Annotated in this window: 16 protein-coding genes; 9 read left to right on the top strand and 7 right to left on the bottom strand. The window is 70.4% G+C overall.

Annotated features, from left to right (window positions below):
* Positions 1 to 8 precede the first annotated feature (8 nt).
* The 3 genes from CTJ15_RS10840 to CTJ15_RS10830 all read right to left on the bottom strand — a co-directional run bounded on the left by CTJ15_RS10840 (position 9) and on the right by CTJ15_RS10830 (position 2294).
* The gene (locus CTJ15_RS10840; RefSeq protein WP_115359341.1) at positions 9 to 638 is read right to left on the bottom strand and encodes a hypothetical protein; all 630 of its coding nucleotides are present in this window, start codon (positions 636 to 638) and stop codon (positions 9 to 11) included.
* On the bottom strand, positions 635 to 1540 hold the full coding sequence (locus CTJ15_RS10835; protein WP_075821730.1) for a hypothetical protein: 906 nt from the start codon (positions 1538 to 1540) through the stop codon (positions 635 to 637). Before CTJ15_RS10835 ends, CTJ15_RS10840 begins: the two co-directional genes overlap by 4 nt.
* A 79-nt stretch (positions 1541 to 1619) precedes the next feature.
* The gene (locus CTJ15_RS10830) at positions 1620 to 2294 is read right to left on the bottom strand and encodes an NUDIX domain-containing protein (RefSeq protein ID WP_075821729.1); all 675 of its coding nucleotides are present in this window, start codon (positions 2292 to 2294) and stop codon (positions 1620 to 1622) included.
* 196 nt (positions 2295 to 2490) lie between these two features.
* Here CTJ15_RS10830 and CTJ15_RS10825 point away from each other — a divergent pair, with 196 nt between their 5' ends.
* The 8 genes from CTJ15_RS10825 (at position 2491) to CTJ15_RS10790 (ending at position 9216) form a co-directional block, all read left to right on the top strand.
* Positions 2491 to 2943: an SUF system Fe-S cluster assembly regulator gene (locus CTJ15_RS10825; protein WP_026033487.1), complete on the top strand. Its 453-nt coding sequence runs from the start codon at positions 2491 to 2493 to the stop codon at positions 2941 to 2943.
* 22 nt (positions 2944 to 2965) lie between these two features.
* Complete coding sequence (gene sufB / locus CTJ15_RS10820) at positions 2966 to 4477, top strand: Fe-S cluster assembly protein SufB (protein WP_027297225.1); 1512 nt, start codon at positions 2966 to 2968, stop codon at positions 4475 to 4477.
* Positions 4478 to 4565: 88 nt separating this feature from the next.
* A complete protein-coding gene (gene sufC / locus CTJ15_RS10815; protein WP_058390279.1) occupies positions 4566 to 5315 on the top strand; it encodes a Fe-S cluster assembly ATPase SufC in 750 nt (249 codons plus the stop codon).
* On the top strand, positions 5312 to 6619 hold the full coding sequence (gene sufD / locus CTJ15_RS10810) for a Fe-S cluster assembly protein SufD (protein WP_019462692.1): 1308 nt from the start codon (positions 5312 to 5314) through the stop codon (positions 6617 to 6619). Before sufC ends, sufD begins: the two co-directional genes overlap by 4 nt.
* Positions 6620 to 6624: 5 nt before the next feature.
* On the top strand, positions 6625 to 7872 hold the full coding sequence (locus tag CTJ15_RS10805; protein WP_019462693.1) for an aminotransferase class V-fold PLP-dependent enzyme: 1248 nt from the start codon (positions 6625 to 6627) through the stop codon (positions 7870 to 7872).
* A 67-nt stretch (positions 7873 to 7939) separates the two neighbouring features.
* Positions 7940 to 8404, top strand: a complete 465-nt coding sequence (gene sufU / locus CTJ15_RS10800) for a Fe-S cluster assembly sulfur transfer protein SufU (RefSeq protein WP_019462694.1) — start codon at positions 7940 to 7942, stop codon at positions 8402 to 8404.
* A gap of 22 nt (positions 8405 to 8426) precedes the next feature.
* On the top strand, positions 8427 to 8828 hold the full coding sequence (locus CTJ15_RS10795) for an SUF system Fe-S cluster assembly protein (protein ID WP_019462695.1): 402 nt from the start codon (positions 8427 to 8429) through the stop codon (positions 8826 to 8828).
* A gap of 16 nt (positions 8829 to 8844) precedes the next feature.
* On the top strand, positions 8845 to 9216 hold the full coding sequence (locus CTJ15_RS10790) for an iron-sulfur cluster assembly accessory protein (RefSeq protein WP_019462696.1): 372 nt from the start codon (positions 8845 to 8847) through the stop codon (positions 9214 to 9216).
* Positions 9217 to 9228: 12 nt separating this feature from the next.
* Here CTJ15_RS10790 and CTJ15_RS10785 read toward each other — a convergent pair whose 3' ends face one another.
* From CTJ15_RS10785 to CTJ15_RS10775, 4 genes are all read right to left on the bottom strand, one after another.
* Positions 9229 to 9942 (bottom strand): Pr6Pr family membrane protein, encoded by a 714-nt coding sequence (locus CTJ15_RS10785; protein WP_019462697.1) that lies wholly within the window; start codon positions 9940 to 9942, stop codon positions 9229 to 9231.
* 68 nt (positions 9943 to 10010) lie between these two features.
* A complete protein-coding gene (locus CTJ15_RS10780) occupies positions 10011 to 11285 on the bottom strand; it encodes a class I SAM-dependent RNA methyltransferase (protein WP_079253534.1) in 1275 nt (424 codons plus the stop codon).
* Between the two features lie 34 nt (positions 11286 to 11319).
* Entirely contained in the window at positions 11320 to 11445 is a 126-nt protein-coding gene (locus CTJ15_RS25020) for a hypothetical protein (protein ID WP_019462699.1), read from the bottom strand.
* 79 nt (positions 11446 to 11524) lie between these two features.
* Entirely contained in the window at positions 11525 to 13621 is a 2097-nt protein-coding gene (locus CTJ15_RS10775) for a DEAD/DEAH box helicase (protein WP_099781567.1), read from the bottom strand.
* 234 nt (positions 13622 to 13855) lie between these two features.
* On the opposite strand from CTJ15_RS10775, the gene CTJ15_RS10770 reads away from it, so the two are divergent.
* Positions 13856 to 14575 carry an alpha/beta fold hydrolase gene (locus tag CTJ15_RS10770; protein ID WP_058390422.1) on the top strand — a complete coding sequence of 240 codons (720 nt, stop codon included), beginning with the start codon at positions 13856 to 13858 and terminating at the stop codon, positions 14573 to 14575.
* Positions 14576 to 14615: the final 40 nt, after the last annotated feature.

Here is a 14615-nt window from a genome sequence, read left to right as displayed (position 1 = left end):
GGGCGGGGTCACGGCACGCGCCTGCGGGCGAAGGCGGCGCGCAGGGCCTCGGCCGGGATGATGGCGGTGTTGGAGGTGTAGGAGGTGAACGCCATCGTGCCGCCAAGGAGGTGGAAGCAGAGGTCGGCCGGGTCGCGGCGCAGGTCGCGCGTGACGTAGCGGGGGTCGGGCTCCAAACCGACAGAGTATTTCCCGGCCTGCGATACGATGTCGGGGAAGAAGTAGGACACGATGAGGCCATCGGCGCGCCGTTGCTGCGAAGGAGGGCGCCCCAGGGTATTCATGACGTAACCCTGCTCATCGTAGACGAAAGTGTCCCCCGTGAGCAGCCGGTTCTCGTCGAACCGGCCTTCCGTGCAGATCGACAGGTCAGCGAAGATCGTATGGCCGCCGTCGGCATAAATCGCGGCCAGGTCGTGCGCTGTGGAGAAGCGCACGAGCAATGTGGGCATGGGCTGCGAGGGCAGCCTATCCGATGCGGACCAGAATTCCGGATGGTCCCTGAGATCCGTCACCTCGATGCTCTCGAAGCGCAGGTCGTGGATGCGTGGCGAGCCGAGCATGAAGCTCCAGACGGCACAGCCGGGCAGGGTGAGCGGGAGGAGCGCGGCGGCGAGGCGGAGGGCGGAGCGGGTCACGGCGCGCTCCCCGTCGCGCGGGGAGCGGACCAAGTGCCTAGTGCCGCATCCAACGCGCGATACCCGTCGGAATTCCGGCCTTCCAACAGAGCAGGAAAGCTCCCATGGGTTGCAGCAACGTTGAAGTGGACGTCCGCGTACTGCTGCGGACGCTCATTGTAGGCACCGCCGAGGCCCGCTACGGCGTTCGAGAATTCCAGCGCACTTCCTCCCGTCGCGTTCACATTGATCCAGCGGTCTGCCCCTTGTTTCGCCCAGATGAGGAAGTCCGCCGAATTCCGTCGGCTGCCCACCGGATCGACCGTCACCAGCGTGTCGATCTTATGGCCTTCCTGCGCCAGCTTGCCGGCCACTTCGATGGCCGTGTCACCACCGTAGCTGTGGCCAATTAAGGAGACTTTCGTGCCAGAGGGCTGGCCCTCAATGTACCGCCGAATTTCATCCGCCTGATCGTGTGCGAAGTACTTGCTTCCGACGTGATGCCGCCCGGTGAATGTAGCCTGGTACCTCTCCACAGTCCCCGACAGCGACTTATCCCCCGCCCCGCCCACGAAGATCACCACCCGCTTTTCCGGCTGGTTGCCGTTGGCGGGCGCTGCCGGGGCGGCGGGTTGGGGATCGTTGGCGGGGCTGGGGGCATGGGCCGCCTCGCCCCGGCCGGAGGCGCGGGACTGGGTGTAGCCACTGACCTGTTCCGCATGGCCGTTGCGCTGGCACTGGTAGGGGCGGACGCGGACCTGGCTGCGCTGCCCGTCGCCCCGGCCTGCCTCGTTGGCGGCGACGAGCTGGCGCCAGCCCTCGCCGACCCAGGCGCGGAAGGCATGGCTCTCGGGGTGACCGGACTGGGTGTAGCGCGGGTCGCGCATGGCGGCGTGCAGCTCTTTCTCCGTGATCGCCGGCATTCCGGAGTTCCATCTCTCTCACGGGGAGGTTACCGGATGCAATTCAGGGTTGCAAGAATAAAATCCTATTCCGCGATGGTCACCGGCGGGACCTGGTGCGTTCCGGCAGCCGGGTGTCGAAGCCGGCGAAGCGGAAGAGCGGCCGGTCGTCCCGTGCCCCGGGCGGCAGGGCGAGGAGGGCGCGGAACTCCCGCAGCACGCAGGCGGTGATGGGGGCCAGGGCATGGCCGGGGCTGCCCTCCACCGGATACCAGCCGAGTTCCTCCAGCTCACCGGAGCCGGCGAGGCTGCCGCGCACCGCCTCGGCGGGGGCGAGCAGGAAGCGCGCGTTGAAGCGGATCGGCATGGTGGGGGGCGTGACGGCCCGGCAGAGATAGCCGAGCGGCGCGAGGTCCGGGCGCAGCGTGCCGTCCGGCGCGGCCTCGCCCAGGAGGAGGCCGGTTTCCTCCCGCAGTTCCCGCGCCGCGGCGATGGCCAGGCCATGGGCGGTGCGGGGCGTGGCGCGGCGTTCCAGGGCCTGCCGGGTCGGGGCGGCGAGGGGGGTGAGGGCGGGGGTTCGCCGGTCCGCCGGGTCCAGCCTGCCGCCCGGGAAGACCAGCACGCCGGGCATGAAGCGGTGGGCACGGCTGCGCAGGCCCATCAGTACTTCCACCCCCTGCCGGGACTGCCGCCAGAGGATGAGGGAGGCGGCATCGGCGGGGCGCGCGGCGGCGTCCTTGTTGCGTTCGGGGCCGGTTCTGTCCTGGACGATCATGGGTCCAGCTTGGCACCGGCATGGCGGGAAGGAAATGCGGCGTCGGGCGCGCATGGCGGGTCCTTTCCGGCCGTCCGGCGAGTTGCGAACGTCTCTCAAACCATTGCGCGTGCTTGACAAACGGCAGTCCGGCTCGCATCTGGGCCATACCGGACCCCAGAGGTCCAGTATTCCGCTCCCTGCCGGAGGTCCTGCCGTGCTGCGGTTGTCGAAACTGACGGATTACGCCATCGCCGTGCTGGCCCGGCTGGGCCAGGAGGGCGGGTTGCGCACGGCCCCGGAGCTCGCCGCCGGCACCGGCCTGGGCGAGCCGACGGTGTCCAAGGTACTCAAGACCCTGGGCCATGCGGGCCTCGTGGAAGGGGTGCGCGGCTCGCGCGGTGGGTACCGCCTGGCACGGCCCCTGTCACGTATCTCCCTGGCCGAGGTGGTGGTCGCCATGGATGGGCCGATCGCGCTGACCGCCTGCGTGGACGCCTCCGTCAACAGTTGCGACGCCGAGGCGCTCTGCCCCGTGCGCGGGCGCTGGAACCCGGTGAACGACGCGATCCGCGACGCCCTGGCTTCGGTGTCCCTGGCCGACCTGACGGCCAATCCCTGTCAATCGCATGGCCGCGCCGCTTTGCCGGTGCCCGCCGCCGCGCAGTAGCTGAAAGAGCGAGGACAACGAGATGCCCGCCGTCTCCGAGACGATCGACGCTGTCCAGTCCGTCACCCACTCCACCTACAAGTGGGGCTTCGAGACGGATATCGAGATGGACATGGCCCCCAAGGGGCTGAACGAGGATATCGTCCGCTTCATTTCCGCCCGGAAGGGTGAGCCGGAATGGCTGCTCGACTGGCGCCTCAAGGCCTTCGCCGCCTGGAAGAAGATGGAGGAGCCGCGCTGGCCCGCGGTGAAGTACCCGCCGATCGACTACCAGGACGCCTACTACTACGCCGCGCCGAAGCAGAAGGCCGCGCCGAAGTCGCTGGACGAGGTCGATCCGGAGCTGCTGAAGACCTATGCCAAGCTGGGCATCCCGCTGAAGGAGCAGGCGATCCTGGCGGGCGTCGAGGGCGCGGGCGAGATGCCGGCCGATGCGGAGCGGGACGACGGGCGCGTGCCGGTGGCGGTGGACGCGGTCTTCGACAGCGTGTCCGTGGCCACCACCTATAAGGCGCGGCTGGAGAAGGACGGGATCATCTTCTGCTCCATCTCCGAGGCGGTGCGCGAGCATCCGGAGCTGGTGCGGCAGTACCTGGGGACGGTGGTGCCGGCGGGGGACAACTTCTTCGCGGCGCTGAACTCGGCGGTCTTCACCGACGGGTCCTTCGTCTACATCCCCAAGGGCGTGCGCTGCCCGATGGACCTGTCCACCTATTTCCGCATCAACGCCAAGAGCACGGGCCAGTTCGAGCGGACCCTGATCATCGCCGACGAGGGCGCGACGGTCTCCTACCTGGAGGGCTGCACGGCGCCGCAGCGCGACGAGAACCAGCTCCATGCCGCGGTGGTGGAGCTGGTGGCGCATGACGACGCCACCATCAAGTACTCCACGGTGCAGAACTGGTATCCGGGCGACGAGAACGGCAAGGGCGGCATCTACAACTTCGTCACCAAGCGGGCCGCCTGCCGCGGCAAGCGCTCCAAGGTGAGCTGGACGCAGGTGGAGACGGGCTCGGCCATCACCTGGAAGTACCCGTCCTGCATCCTGCAGGGCGACGACAGCGTGGGCGAGTTCTACTCGGTCGCCATCACCAACAACTGGCAGCAGGCCGATACCGGCACCAAGATGATCCATCTGGGCGCCAACACGAAGTCCACCATCGTGAGCAAGGGCATCAGCGCCGGGCAGGGGCAGAACACCTATCGCGGCCTGGTGAAGATCAGCCCGAAGGCGAAGAACGCCCGCAACTTCACCCAGTGCGACAGCCTGCTGATCGGCGACCAGTGCGGCGCGCACACCGTGCCGTATATCGAGAACCGCTGCATCTCGGCCAAGGTGGAGCACGAGGCGACGACCTCGCGCATCGCCGAGGACCAGCTCTTCTACTGCCGCCAGCGCGGGCTGAACCAGGAGGAGGCGGTGGGCCTCATCGTGAACGGCTTCTGCCGCGAGGTGCTGAAGGAGCTGCCGATGGAATTCGCCGTCGAGGCGCAGAAGCTGCTGGCGATCAGCCTCGAAGGCTCGGTGGGCTGAGGCATCCGCCCGTTCGGGGCAAGAGAGGAACAGGCCCGGCCGTGGCGCACCTGCGTGTGCCGCGCCGGCGCCGGATGGGATAAGAGCGATGTTGAAGATTGAAGGGCTGCGGGCCGAGATCGACGGCAAGGAGATCCTGCGCGGGATCGACCTGGAGGTGCCGACGGGCGAGGTGCATGCCATCATGGGCCCGAACGGTTCGGGCAAGTCCACCCTGTCCTATGTGCTCTCGGGGCGCGAGGGATACGAGGTGACGGGCGGCACGGCGGCGTTCGAGGGACAGGACATCCTGGAGATGGAGCCTGAGGAGCGCGCCGCGGCGGGGCTGTTCCTGGCCTTCCAGTACCCGGTGGAGCTGCCCGGCGTGGGCAATGCCAATTTCCTCCGCACCGCGCTGAACGCGCTGCGCCGCTCGCGCGGCGAGAGCGAGCTGGACGCGATGCAGTTCCTGAAGCTGGCGCGGGACCGGATGAAGAAGCTGTCCATGCCCGAGGACATGCTGAAGCGCGGCGTCAATGTCGGCTTCTCCGGCGGCGAGAAGAAGCGCAACGAGGTGCTGCAGATGGCCCTGCTGCAGCCGAAGCTCGCCATCCTGGACGAGACGGATTCCGGCCTGGATATCGACGCGCTGAAGATCGTGGCCGAGGGCGTGAACGCCCAGCGCGGGCCGGATTTCTCGGCGCTGGTGATCACCCACTACCAGCGGCTGCTGGACTACATCGTGCCGGACCGGGTGCATGTGCTGGCCAATGGCCGGATCATCGCCTCCGGCGGGCCGGAGCTGGCGCATCGCCTGGAAGCCGAGGGCTATGCCACGGTGATCGAGGAGGCCGCGTGACCGCGCTCCCCGCCAACACGCCCGGCGGCACCAGCTTCCTCGCCCGCTACGAGGGGCTGCGTGACCGCCTGCCGGGCCGCAACATCCCCGCCATCCACGCGCTGCGCGAGGCGGCGGCGGAGATCCTGCGTACCACCGGCCTGCCGACGCGCCGCGTCGAGGCCTGGCGCTACACGGACATCACCGCGGTCAGCCGGGCGGAATTCCGCGAGCCGCTGCTTTCGGTGGAAAGCGGCCCCCCCCTGCCGGCGAAGCGCTGCGAATACCGCGCCGTCTTCCTGGACGGCCGCTTCCAGCCCGAGCTGTCGGAGCTGCCGCCCTACGCGGCCCCGCTGAGCGAGCATCTGGTGGCGGCCGCCGGACTGCTGGGCGAGGTGGACGCGCTGCGCCCGGCCGAGGCGCTGAACGCCATGCTCTTCGAGGACGGCCTGTTCCTGGACCTGCCGGAAGGTGCCGGGGGCGGGGAGCTGGAGCTGCTGACCGTGGCGACCGGCCCTGTGGCCATGGCCTATCACCCGCGCCACGTCATCCGCCTGGCGCGCGGTGCCTCGCTGATGCTGCTGGAAACGGCGATGGGGCCGGAGGGCAGCCAGCACCTCCACAACCCGGTCTTCGACATCGCCGTGGCGGAGGACGCGCGCATCGTGCATGTCCGTGCCCAGCGCGAGCCGGTGGATGCCTTCCACCTCGCCCATGTCAACGTCCATGTCGCGGCGCGCGGGGTCTATGACGGCTTCGCGCTGAACGCCGGCGGGCGCGTGGCGCGGTCCGAGATCCGGCTGCGGCTGGACGGGCCGAGGGCGGAGGCGCACCTGAACGGCGCACAGCTCGCGGCCGACGGGCAGGTGGCGGACATCACCACCGCCATCGACCATGCGGCGCCGGACTGCCCCAGCCGCCAGACGGTGAAGACCGTGCTGGCCGGGCGTTCGCGCGGCGTGTTCCAGGGCAAGATCCTGGTGCGGCAGGCGGCGCAGAAGACCGACGGCTACCAGATGAACCAGGCGCTGCTTCTGTCCGAGCAGGCGGAGATGGACAGCAAGCCGCAGCTGGAGATCTATGCCGACGACGTGAAGTGCTCGCACGGCGCCACGGTCGGCGCGCTGGACGAGGAGCAGCTCTTCTACATGCGCTCCCGCGGCATCCCGGCCGATGCGGCGCGGGCGATGCTGGTCCGCGCCTTCCTGGAGGAGGCGATCGAGATCGTGTCCTCCGAGACGGCGAAGGCCGCGCTGGAGGAGGCGATCGCCATCTGGTGGACGCGCCACGGCATCGGCACGCCGGGCGAGGGGGAGGCGGCGTAAAGGCCATGGACGGTTCGGTTGCTTCCGCCGGTTTCGACGTGGCGCGGGTGCGGAAGGATTTCCCGATCCTTTCCACCACGCATCGCGGCAAGCCGCTGGTCTTCCTCGACAGCGGCGCCTCGGCCCAGAAGCCGCGCGCCGTGATCGAGGCGATGAAGGAGATGATGGAGACCGCCTATGCCAATGTGCATCGCGGCGCCTATCACCTCAGCGAGCAGGCGACCGAGGCCTACGAGGCCGCCCGCCGCGCCGCGGCGCGCTTCCTGAACGCCGCCGACGAGCGCGAGATCGTGCTGACCGGTACCGGCTCCACCCAGGCCATCAACCTCGTCGCCCATTCCTTCGGGCGCGGCGTGCTGAAGCCGGGGCAGGCGGTGCTGGTGAGCGAGATGGAGCACCACGCCAACCTCGTCCCCTGGCAGATGCTGCGGGACGCGCATGGGGTGGAGCTGCGCATCTGCCGCGTCACCGATGCGGGCGAGCTGGACATGGCCGACCTGGAGGCGAAGCTCGCCGACGGGAAGGTCGGGCTGGTCTCCATCGCCCATATGTCCAACGTGCTGGGCACGGTGGTGCCGGCGCGGCGGATCGTGGACCTTGCCCATGCCCATGGTGCGCGGGTGATGTTCGACGGCTCGCAGGGCGCGGTTCACCGCAAGGTGGACGTGCAGGCGCTGGGCTGCGACTTCTACGTCTTCACCGCGCACAAGCTCTACGGCCCCACCGGGCTGGGCATCCTCTACGGCCGGATGGAGGTGCTGGAGCAGATGCCGCCCTTCCTGGGCGGCGGCGACATGATCACCGAGGTGACGCTGGAGCGCTCGCTCTTCGCCGGGCCGCCGCTGCGCTTCGAGGCCGGCACGCCGCCGATCATCGAGGCGATCGGGCTGCACGCCGCCATCGACTATGTCGAGGCGATCGGCATGGAGGCGATCGAGGCCCATGAGCGCTCTCTGGTGGACCATGCGATGAAGCGCCTGGGGAATATCGACGGCGTGACCCTGCTGGGCCGGGCGCAGGACCGGGGCGGGGTCTTCGCCTTCTCCCTGGACAACGCCCATTCGCACGACCTCGCGACGCTGCTGGACCGGGCCGGGATCTGCGTGCGCTCCGGGCGGCATTGCGCGGAACCGCTGCACGCCCGCTTCGGGGTGGAAAGCACCTGCCGCGCCTCCTTCGGCCTCTACACGACGCATGAGGAGGTGGATTATCTCGCCGAGGCCGTGACCAAGGCCCGGGAGTTCTTCGCGTGAGGCCCGGTTCCGGGGCAGGCTGTCCCGGGCCCGGCCGCTCTGCCCTGCGGGGCCGGGGAGTGCACTGATGTTCGACGATCTTCGCGACCTCTACCAGGAGGTCATCCTGGACCACGGGCGCAAGCCGCGGAACTTCCGCCGGCTGGAGGATGCCGACCGCCACGCACGGGGCGACAACCCGCTCTGCGGCGACCGGATGGAGCTCTGGGTCAAGCTGGACGGGGACGGCCACATCGCCGACGCCGCCTTCCAGGGCAAGGGCTGCGCCATCTCCATGGCCAGTGCCTCGCTGATGACGGAAACGGTGCGCGGCAAGAGCGCCGCCGAGGCGAAGGAGCTGGGCACGAAGTTCCGCGAACTGGCGATGACAGGCACCTGCCCCGATTGTGGCGCCGACCTTGCCGAGGAGATGGAGCGTCTCCAGGTTCTGGGCGGTGTCGCCGAGTATCCGAGCCGCGTGAAATGCGCGACGCTCGCCTGGCACACGCTGAATGCCGCCCTGGAGGGCGCGAAGGAGGCGTCGAGTGAGTGACACGCCCGCCAAGGAATCCCCCGTGACGGAGGAGAATGCCGGTTCCGCCGCGCCGCAGCCGGCCACCGGTTCCCATGGCGTCTGGACGCCCGATGGCGAGGTGCCGCCGGCCGCGCCCGAGGGCGTGCAGGAAGACGCCGTGCTGAACGCGCTGAAGACGGTCTTCGACCCGGAGATCCCCGTCGACATCTACGAGATGGGGCTGATCTACGCGGTGGAGATCGGCGAGGACGGCACGGTCAAGGTCGAGATGACGCTGACCACGCCTTCCTGCCCCTCGGCGCAGGAACTGCCCACGATGGTCGAGGAAGCGGTCCGCACCGTGCCGAATGTGAGCGATGTGGAGGTCGAGGTCGTCTGGGACCCGCCCTGGGACCCGTCGCGGATGAGCGAGGATGCCCGCCTCGCCCTGAACATGTACTGAGAGAGGTTGTCCCCCCATGAGCACGACGACCGAGACCACGTCCAGGCCGAAGCGGTCCCTGCCGCCGCTGATGTCGCTGTCCGACGCCGCCGCCGAGCGGCTGCGCCGCCTCTACGAGAGCGGTGAGAACGGCAAGTACCTGCGGATCGCGGTGAAGACCAAGGGCTGCTCCGGCATGGCCTATGACCTGAACTGGGTGGACGAGCCCGGGCCGGGCGACGAGGTGGTGACGGACAAGGGCATCACCATCCTGGTGGACCGCAAGGCGACGCTGTTCCTGATCGGCACCACCATGGACTACGAGGTGAAGACCATGTCCGCCGGCTTCACCTTCGTGAACCCGAACGAGAAGGGCCGCTGCGGCTGCGGCGAGAGCTTCCACGTCTGACCGGGGCGGTTGTCAGACCGCCACTTCATCCTCCGCCTCGGCATCCCTCCCGGCGGGGGCGAGGCGCGTATCCAGCCGCACCAGGGCGAAGGCGACGGCCAGGAAGCCGGCCGAGATGACCAGTGTGTTGAGCCCGGTCCGTGCCCAGCCGATCGTCGCCACGTCGATGAAGGGATAGGCGTATCGGCCGCCGAGCTCGCCCCGCAGCAGGGCATAGGCGAGATAGACCAGCGGGTAGATCGCCCAGATCAGCGGATCGTGCCCGCGCAGCCGCCCCTTGGGCATGAACAGCAGCCAGAAGAGCGGCACCAGGGCCGGAATGGCGTCATGCATCAGCATGTTGGCGGTGCGCGCGAGATCGTCGTCCAGCACCGGCACATGGCCGCGCAGCAGCAGCGCATAGACCACGCCCACCAGCATGATCGCCAGCGTCGTGCCCCCGACCAGGCCGGGCGCGGCGAAGCCGGGGCGGCGCAGGGCGATGCCGCTGAAGACCGTGGCCACCACGAGGTTGGTGGTGATGGTGAAATAGCCGAGCAGGACCCAGAGCGCCGTGACGACGGACTGCGTCCGCTCCAGCAGCGATATGAACTGCAGCCCGAGCCCGAGCCAGGCGAGCACGGCGATCAGCGCCGCGAAGCCGGTGGCGGCCTGGCCGAGGGGAAAGTGGCTGGCGGGGAGGGTCTGCTCCGTGTCCGTGTGGAGGGGGGTAGGGTCGGCGTGCAACTTGGATTGGAATCCGGGAAATTGGAGGTGTGGGCGGGGACCTCGGGGGTCAGCCCGCCAAGATGCCCTCAGCCCCGGGCGAATGCCACCACCGATTCGAGGTGCGGCGACCAGAGGAACTGGTCCACCGGCACGGCGGAAACGGCGTGCCAGCCGCCGCGTTTCAGCAGCGCCGCGTCGCGCGCCAGGGCGACGGGGTTGCAGGAGACGTAGATCACCCGCTCGACCCGGCTCCGGGCGATGATGCCGATCTGCTCGGCGGCGCCGGCATAGGGCGGGTCCAGCACCACGGCGGCATAGGCGGCGAGCTCGGCCGGCAGCAGCGGCTGCCGGGCGAGGTCGCGGCGCTTCGCCTGGACACGGCGCATGGCCTTGTTGGCGCCGGCGGCGAGCGCCGCGACCGCCTCGGCCTCGCCCTCGAAAGCGTCCACCCGGGCATGGCGGGCCAGGGGAAGGGACAGCGTGCCCACCCCTGCGTAGAGATCCGCGATCCGGGCCTTGGCGGGCAGCCGGCGCGGCAGGGCCGCCAGCACGGCCGCGACGATTGCGGCCTCGCCTTCCGGCGTCGCCTGGAGGAAGGCGCCGGGCGCCGGGGGCACCGCCACGCCATCGAGCATCAGCGAGACGCCGCCGCTCTGCGCCGCGATCTCCGGCGCGCCCTTGTCGCGGGCCCAGGCGATGCGGGGGATGCCATGGGACTCGCCGAAGGCGGCCAGGGCCTGCCGGTCCTGTGCGGTCAGGGGCGCATCGGTGCGCAGCAGCAGGTCCGGCCCGGTGTCGAGCAGGTTGATCAGGGCCGAGGCTTCCCGCCGGAAGCCGCGCAGCCGGGCGAAGAGGCCGCGCAACGGCTCCAGCAGCGCCAGGATCGCGGGGTCGAGCACGTGGCATTCCCGCATGTCCACCACCTGCGCGCCGGCACGCTCGTGGAAGCCGATGCGGATGCCGTCCGCACCCTGGCGGATGGCGAGGTCGGCGCGGCGGCGCGTCGCGGCCGGGCAGGGAGCGAGCGGGGCGACGGGCGTGTCGGCAAAGCCGGCACGGGCCAGCGCCTCGGCCAGCCGCGAGGCCTTCCAGGCGCGATAGGCCGCGCCGTCCCAGTGCTGCAGGGCGCAGCCGCCGCAGGTGCCGAAGTACCGGCAGGGCGGGACGGCGCGCTCCGGGCTGGGGCGCAAGACCGCCTCGGCCCCGGCCAGCACGGCCTCGCCGCGCTCGCCTGCGATGCGGGCGAGGACCCGTTCGCCCGGCAGGGTGAAGGGCAGGAAGGCGGCCTGCCCATCCGGCAGGGTGGCGACGCCGTCCCCGCCCGAGCCCATGCCGGTGATGTCGAGTTCGATCGTGCTCACGCTTCGTCCAGATGCAGGGTGGTGAGCCAGCCCATCAGCAGGATGGCCGCGAAAGCCGCGTCGCCAGGATGTTGGGCACCGCCATGATGCCGCTCAGCGGGAAGGCGGGCGCGATCGCGAGCTGGATGGTCCGCTCGATATCGAGGATGTCACCGCCCAAGGGAGGCCCCTTCCGGAAGACGCGGCGCCGGGCCCCCATACCCCCGGGACAGGGCAGGGAGCGCGCCGGCGCCGTGGGATCAGGCCGCCTCGGATTCCGGCGACGCGGCTTCCTCCACCCGGCGCGGGCGGGGGATGGGGATCAGCATGAAGGCCGGCACGTTGTCGCCGAAGCCCAGCACTGGCGGGCCCAGGTCGTCGCGGTCGCGGCGGGAGGGGTAGCGGTCCTCGTGGCGGCCACGGTTGCCATAGCGGCTCTCGCGATCCGCCTCCGTGCTCTCGCGGCGGGTGGGCGCCGCCTCCGGTGCCGTCTCGCGGCGCGGACGCTCTGCGCGCGGGGCACGGTCCTCGCGGGGCGCCCGGTCCTCGCGGGGCGCACGCTCCTCGCGGGGCGGGCGGGCCTCCCGGGGGGCGCGCTCCTCGCGCGGGGCCTTCTCCTCGCGGGGTGCGCGCCCTTCCTCCCGGCGGCCCGGGGCGGGGCGGACGGAGCGGGTGCGGGAGGCGGGTTCCTCGCGCCGGCCGCGTCCGCCGCGCGGGCTGCGGGCGGCGGCTTCCATCTCCTCCTCGGAGACGGGATCGACGCCGTCGATCTCGATGCGGGGGATGGGGTTGCCGGTCAGCTTCTCCACCGCCTGGAGCAGCTTGGCGTCGTCCGGCGTGGCGAGGGTATAGGCATGGCCCTCGCGGCCCGCGCGGCCGGTGCGGCCGATGCGGTGGACATAGTCCTCGGAATGGAAGGGCACGTCGAAGTTGAAGACATGCGACAGCCCGCCGATGTCGATGCCGCGCGCCGCCACGTCGGAGCAGACGAGGAGCTGCAGCTCATCCGCCTTGAAGCTGTTCAGCGTGGCGAAGCGGGCGGACTGGTCCATGTCCCCGTGCAGGGAGCCGACCGAGAAGCCGTGCTTCTTGAGCGACTTGTAGAGGATGTCCACGTCGCGCTTGCGGTTGCAGAAGATCAGCGCGTTCTTCACCTGCTCCCGCCGGATCAGGCGGCGCAGCGCCTCGCGCTTCTCCATCGTGCGGCAGAACACCACGCCGGCGACGATGGTGGTCGCCACCGAGGCCGCGCGGGAAACCTTGATCTCCTTCGGGTTGCTCAGGAAGGCGTCGGCGAGCTTGCGGATCTCCGGCGCCATGGTGGCGGAGAAGAACAGCGTCTGGCGCAGCGGGGGAAGCATGCCGACGATGCGCTCGACATCGGGGATGAAGCCCATGTCCAGCATCCGGTCGGCCTCGTCGATGACGAGGATCTTGCAGTCGGCGAGCAGGATGCGGCCACGGTCGAACAGGTCCAGCAGCCGGCCCGGCGTGGCGATCAGCACGTCCACGCCCTGGTTCAGGATGGCCTTCTGCTCGTCCATGCTCTCGCCGCCGATCAGCAGCGCGTGGTTCAGCTTCAGGTGCTTGCCGTACTTCACGAAGTTCTCGGCGACCTGGAGCGCCAGCTCGCGCGTCGGCTCCAGGATCAGCGAGCGCGGCATGCGGGCCTTGGCGCGCGAGCCGGACAGGATGTCCATCATCGGCAGGACGAAGGAGGCCGTCTTGCCGGTGCCGGTCTGGGCCACGCCGAGCACGTCGCGACCCATCAGCACCACGGGAATGGCCTGGGCCTGAATCGGCGTCGGGGTGACGTAGCCGGCCTCGGCGATGCCCTGGAGAAGGGGCTCGCTCAGGCCGAGATCCGAGAAGGGCGGCAGGGGCTCTTCCGGCTCCGCGGCGGGCACGGCCGCGGGCTGGCCGGATTCGGCTGGCGCCCCGGTTTCGGCTTCCGGCGCGACATCCTTGGGGGCGGCAGCTTCCGGTGCGTCGGCGGCGGTGGCCGGCTCATCCGGCAGCGGCCCGGCCACTTCCTCGGCGAAATGGCCGGTCTCGGCGGCGGAAGCGCCCGGAACCTCGTCACCCTCGCGCGCCGGCACGGTCTCGCCCGGCAGCGTGGCGCCACCCTCGGGCGGGACATCCGGATTGGGCACCACGGCGTTCTCGTAGAACTGCTCGGGCGTTTCCTCGGTGCTGCCCTCGCGGGGGCGCTCGGGCTCGAAAGGGGTGCTCTCTTCCTGCTCCGGCGTGGTGCCGTCGGGCATCATCGGGCCGGGCTGGCCGGCATGGTCATGGCCGGTGGCGTCCGGCTTGTCGCTGTGGTCCGCCGCCGCGGCAGCGTTGCGCGTCTCGTTCAAATCTGATCGGTCCTGCGGCGCCCGGCGGAGGACCGCCAGGCATGTTATGCCGCGGCCTTTCCGCGGCTATCCTCTTCTGCAGCTTGGGTGTCGCGCCAACACGGTGGCGGACAGGCCGAGGGACCGGCAAACGGTCCCGCCCAGCCCAGGCTTCGCCGCATATGCGCGCATGGCCCCGTGAAAGCAAGGTTTTCGGCGCTGGACGGGCATTCCGGCATCGCCTATCGCCGGGGCGTGAGCACGCGCATTCCCCTTCTCCTGTTGCCCGGCCTGCTGAACGACGCCCGCCTCTGGCACCACCAGGTGGCGGCGCTGGCCGGTATCGCCGAAGGCCGGGTGCCCGATCTCAGCCTCGACGACAGCATGGCGGCCATCGCCGCCCGGGTGCTCGCCGCGGCGCCGGAACGCTTCGCCCTCGCCGGCCTGTCGATGGGTGGCTACGTGTGCTTCGAGATCATGCGCCAGGCGCCGGAGCGCGTGCTGCGCCTTGCCCTCTTCGACACCTCGGCGCGGGCGGAGGCGCCGGAGCAGGAAAGGCGGCGGCGCGGGCTGATGTCGCTGACCCGGGGCAGCGCGCCGGACCGGTTCCGGGGCGTCACGCCGCGCCTGATGCCGCAGATCCTGCACCCCGACCATCTGGACGAAGGCGGCGGGGGCGAGCTGGGCCAGCTCGTCACCGACATGGCGATGGCGGTCGGGCGGGAGGGTTTCCTGCGGCAGCAGACGGCGATCCTGGGGCGCCCGGATTCCCGTCCCGGCCTCGGCGACATCAGGGTGCCGGTGCTGGTGGCGGTGGGGGAGGCGGACGCCATGACCCCGCCCTTCCTGTCCGAGGAGATCGCGGCCGGCATTCCCGGCGCCGCCCTGCACCGGGTGCCGCGCAGCGGGCACCTGCCGCCGCTGGAGAATCCGCCCGTGGTGAATGCGCTGATGCGGGACTGGCTGCTGGGCTGACGCCCGGCGCCGGGCTGCGGCATGATGCGGGCCGTTCCCG

It is taken from the genome of Roseomonas sp. FDAARGOS_362 (assembly GCF_002754815.1).
Taxonomy (GTDB): domain Bacteria; phylum Pseudomonadota; class Alphaproteobacteria; order Acetobacterales; family Acetobacteraceae; genus Roseomonas; species Roseomonas mucosa.
Note: the sequence above shows the minus strand (reverse complement) of the source record. Positions and strands in the feature narration are given on the sequence as shown.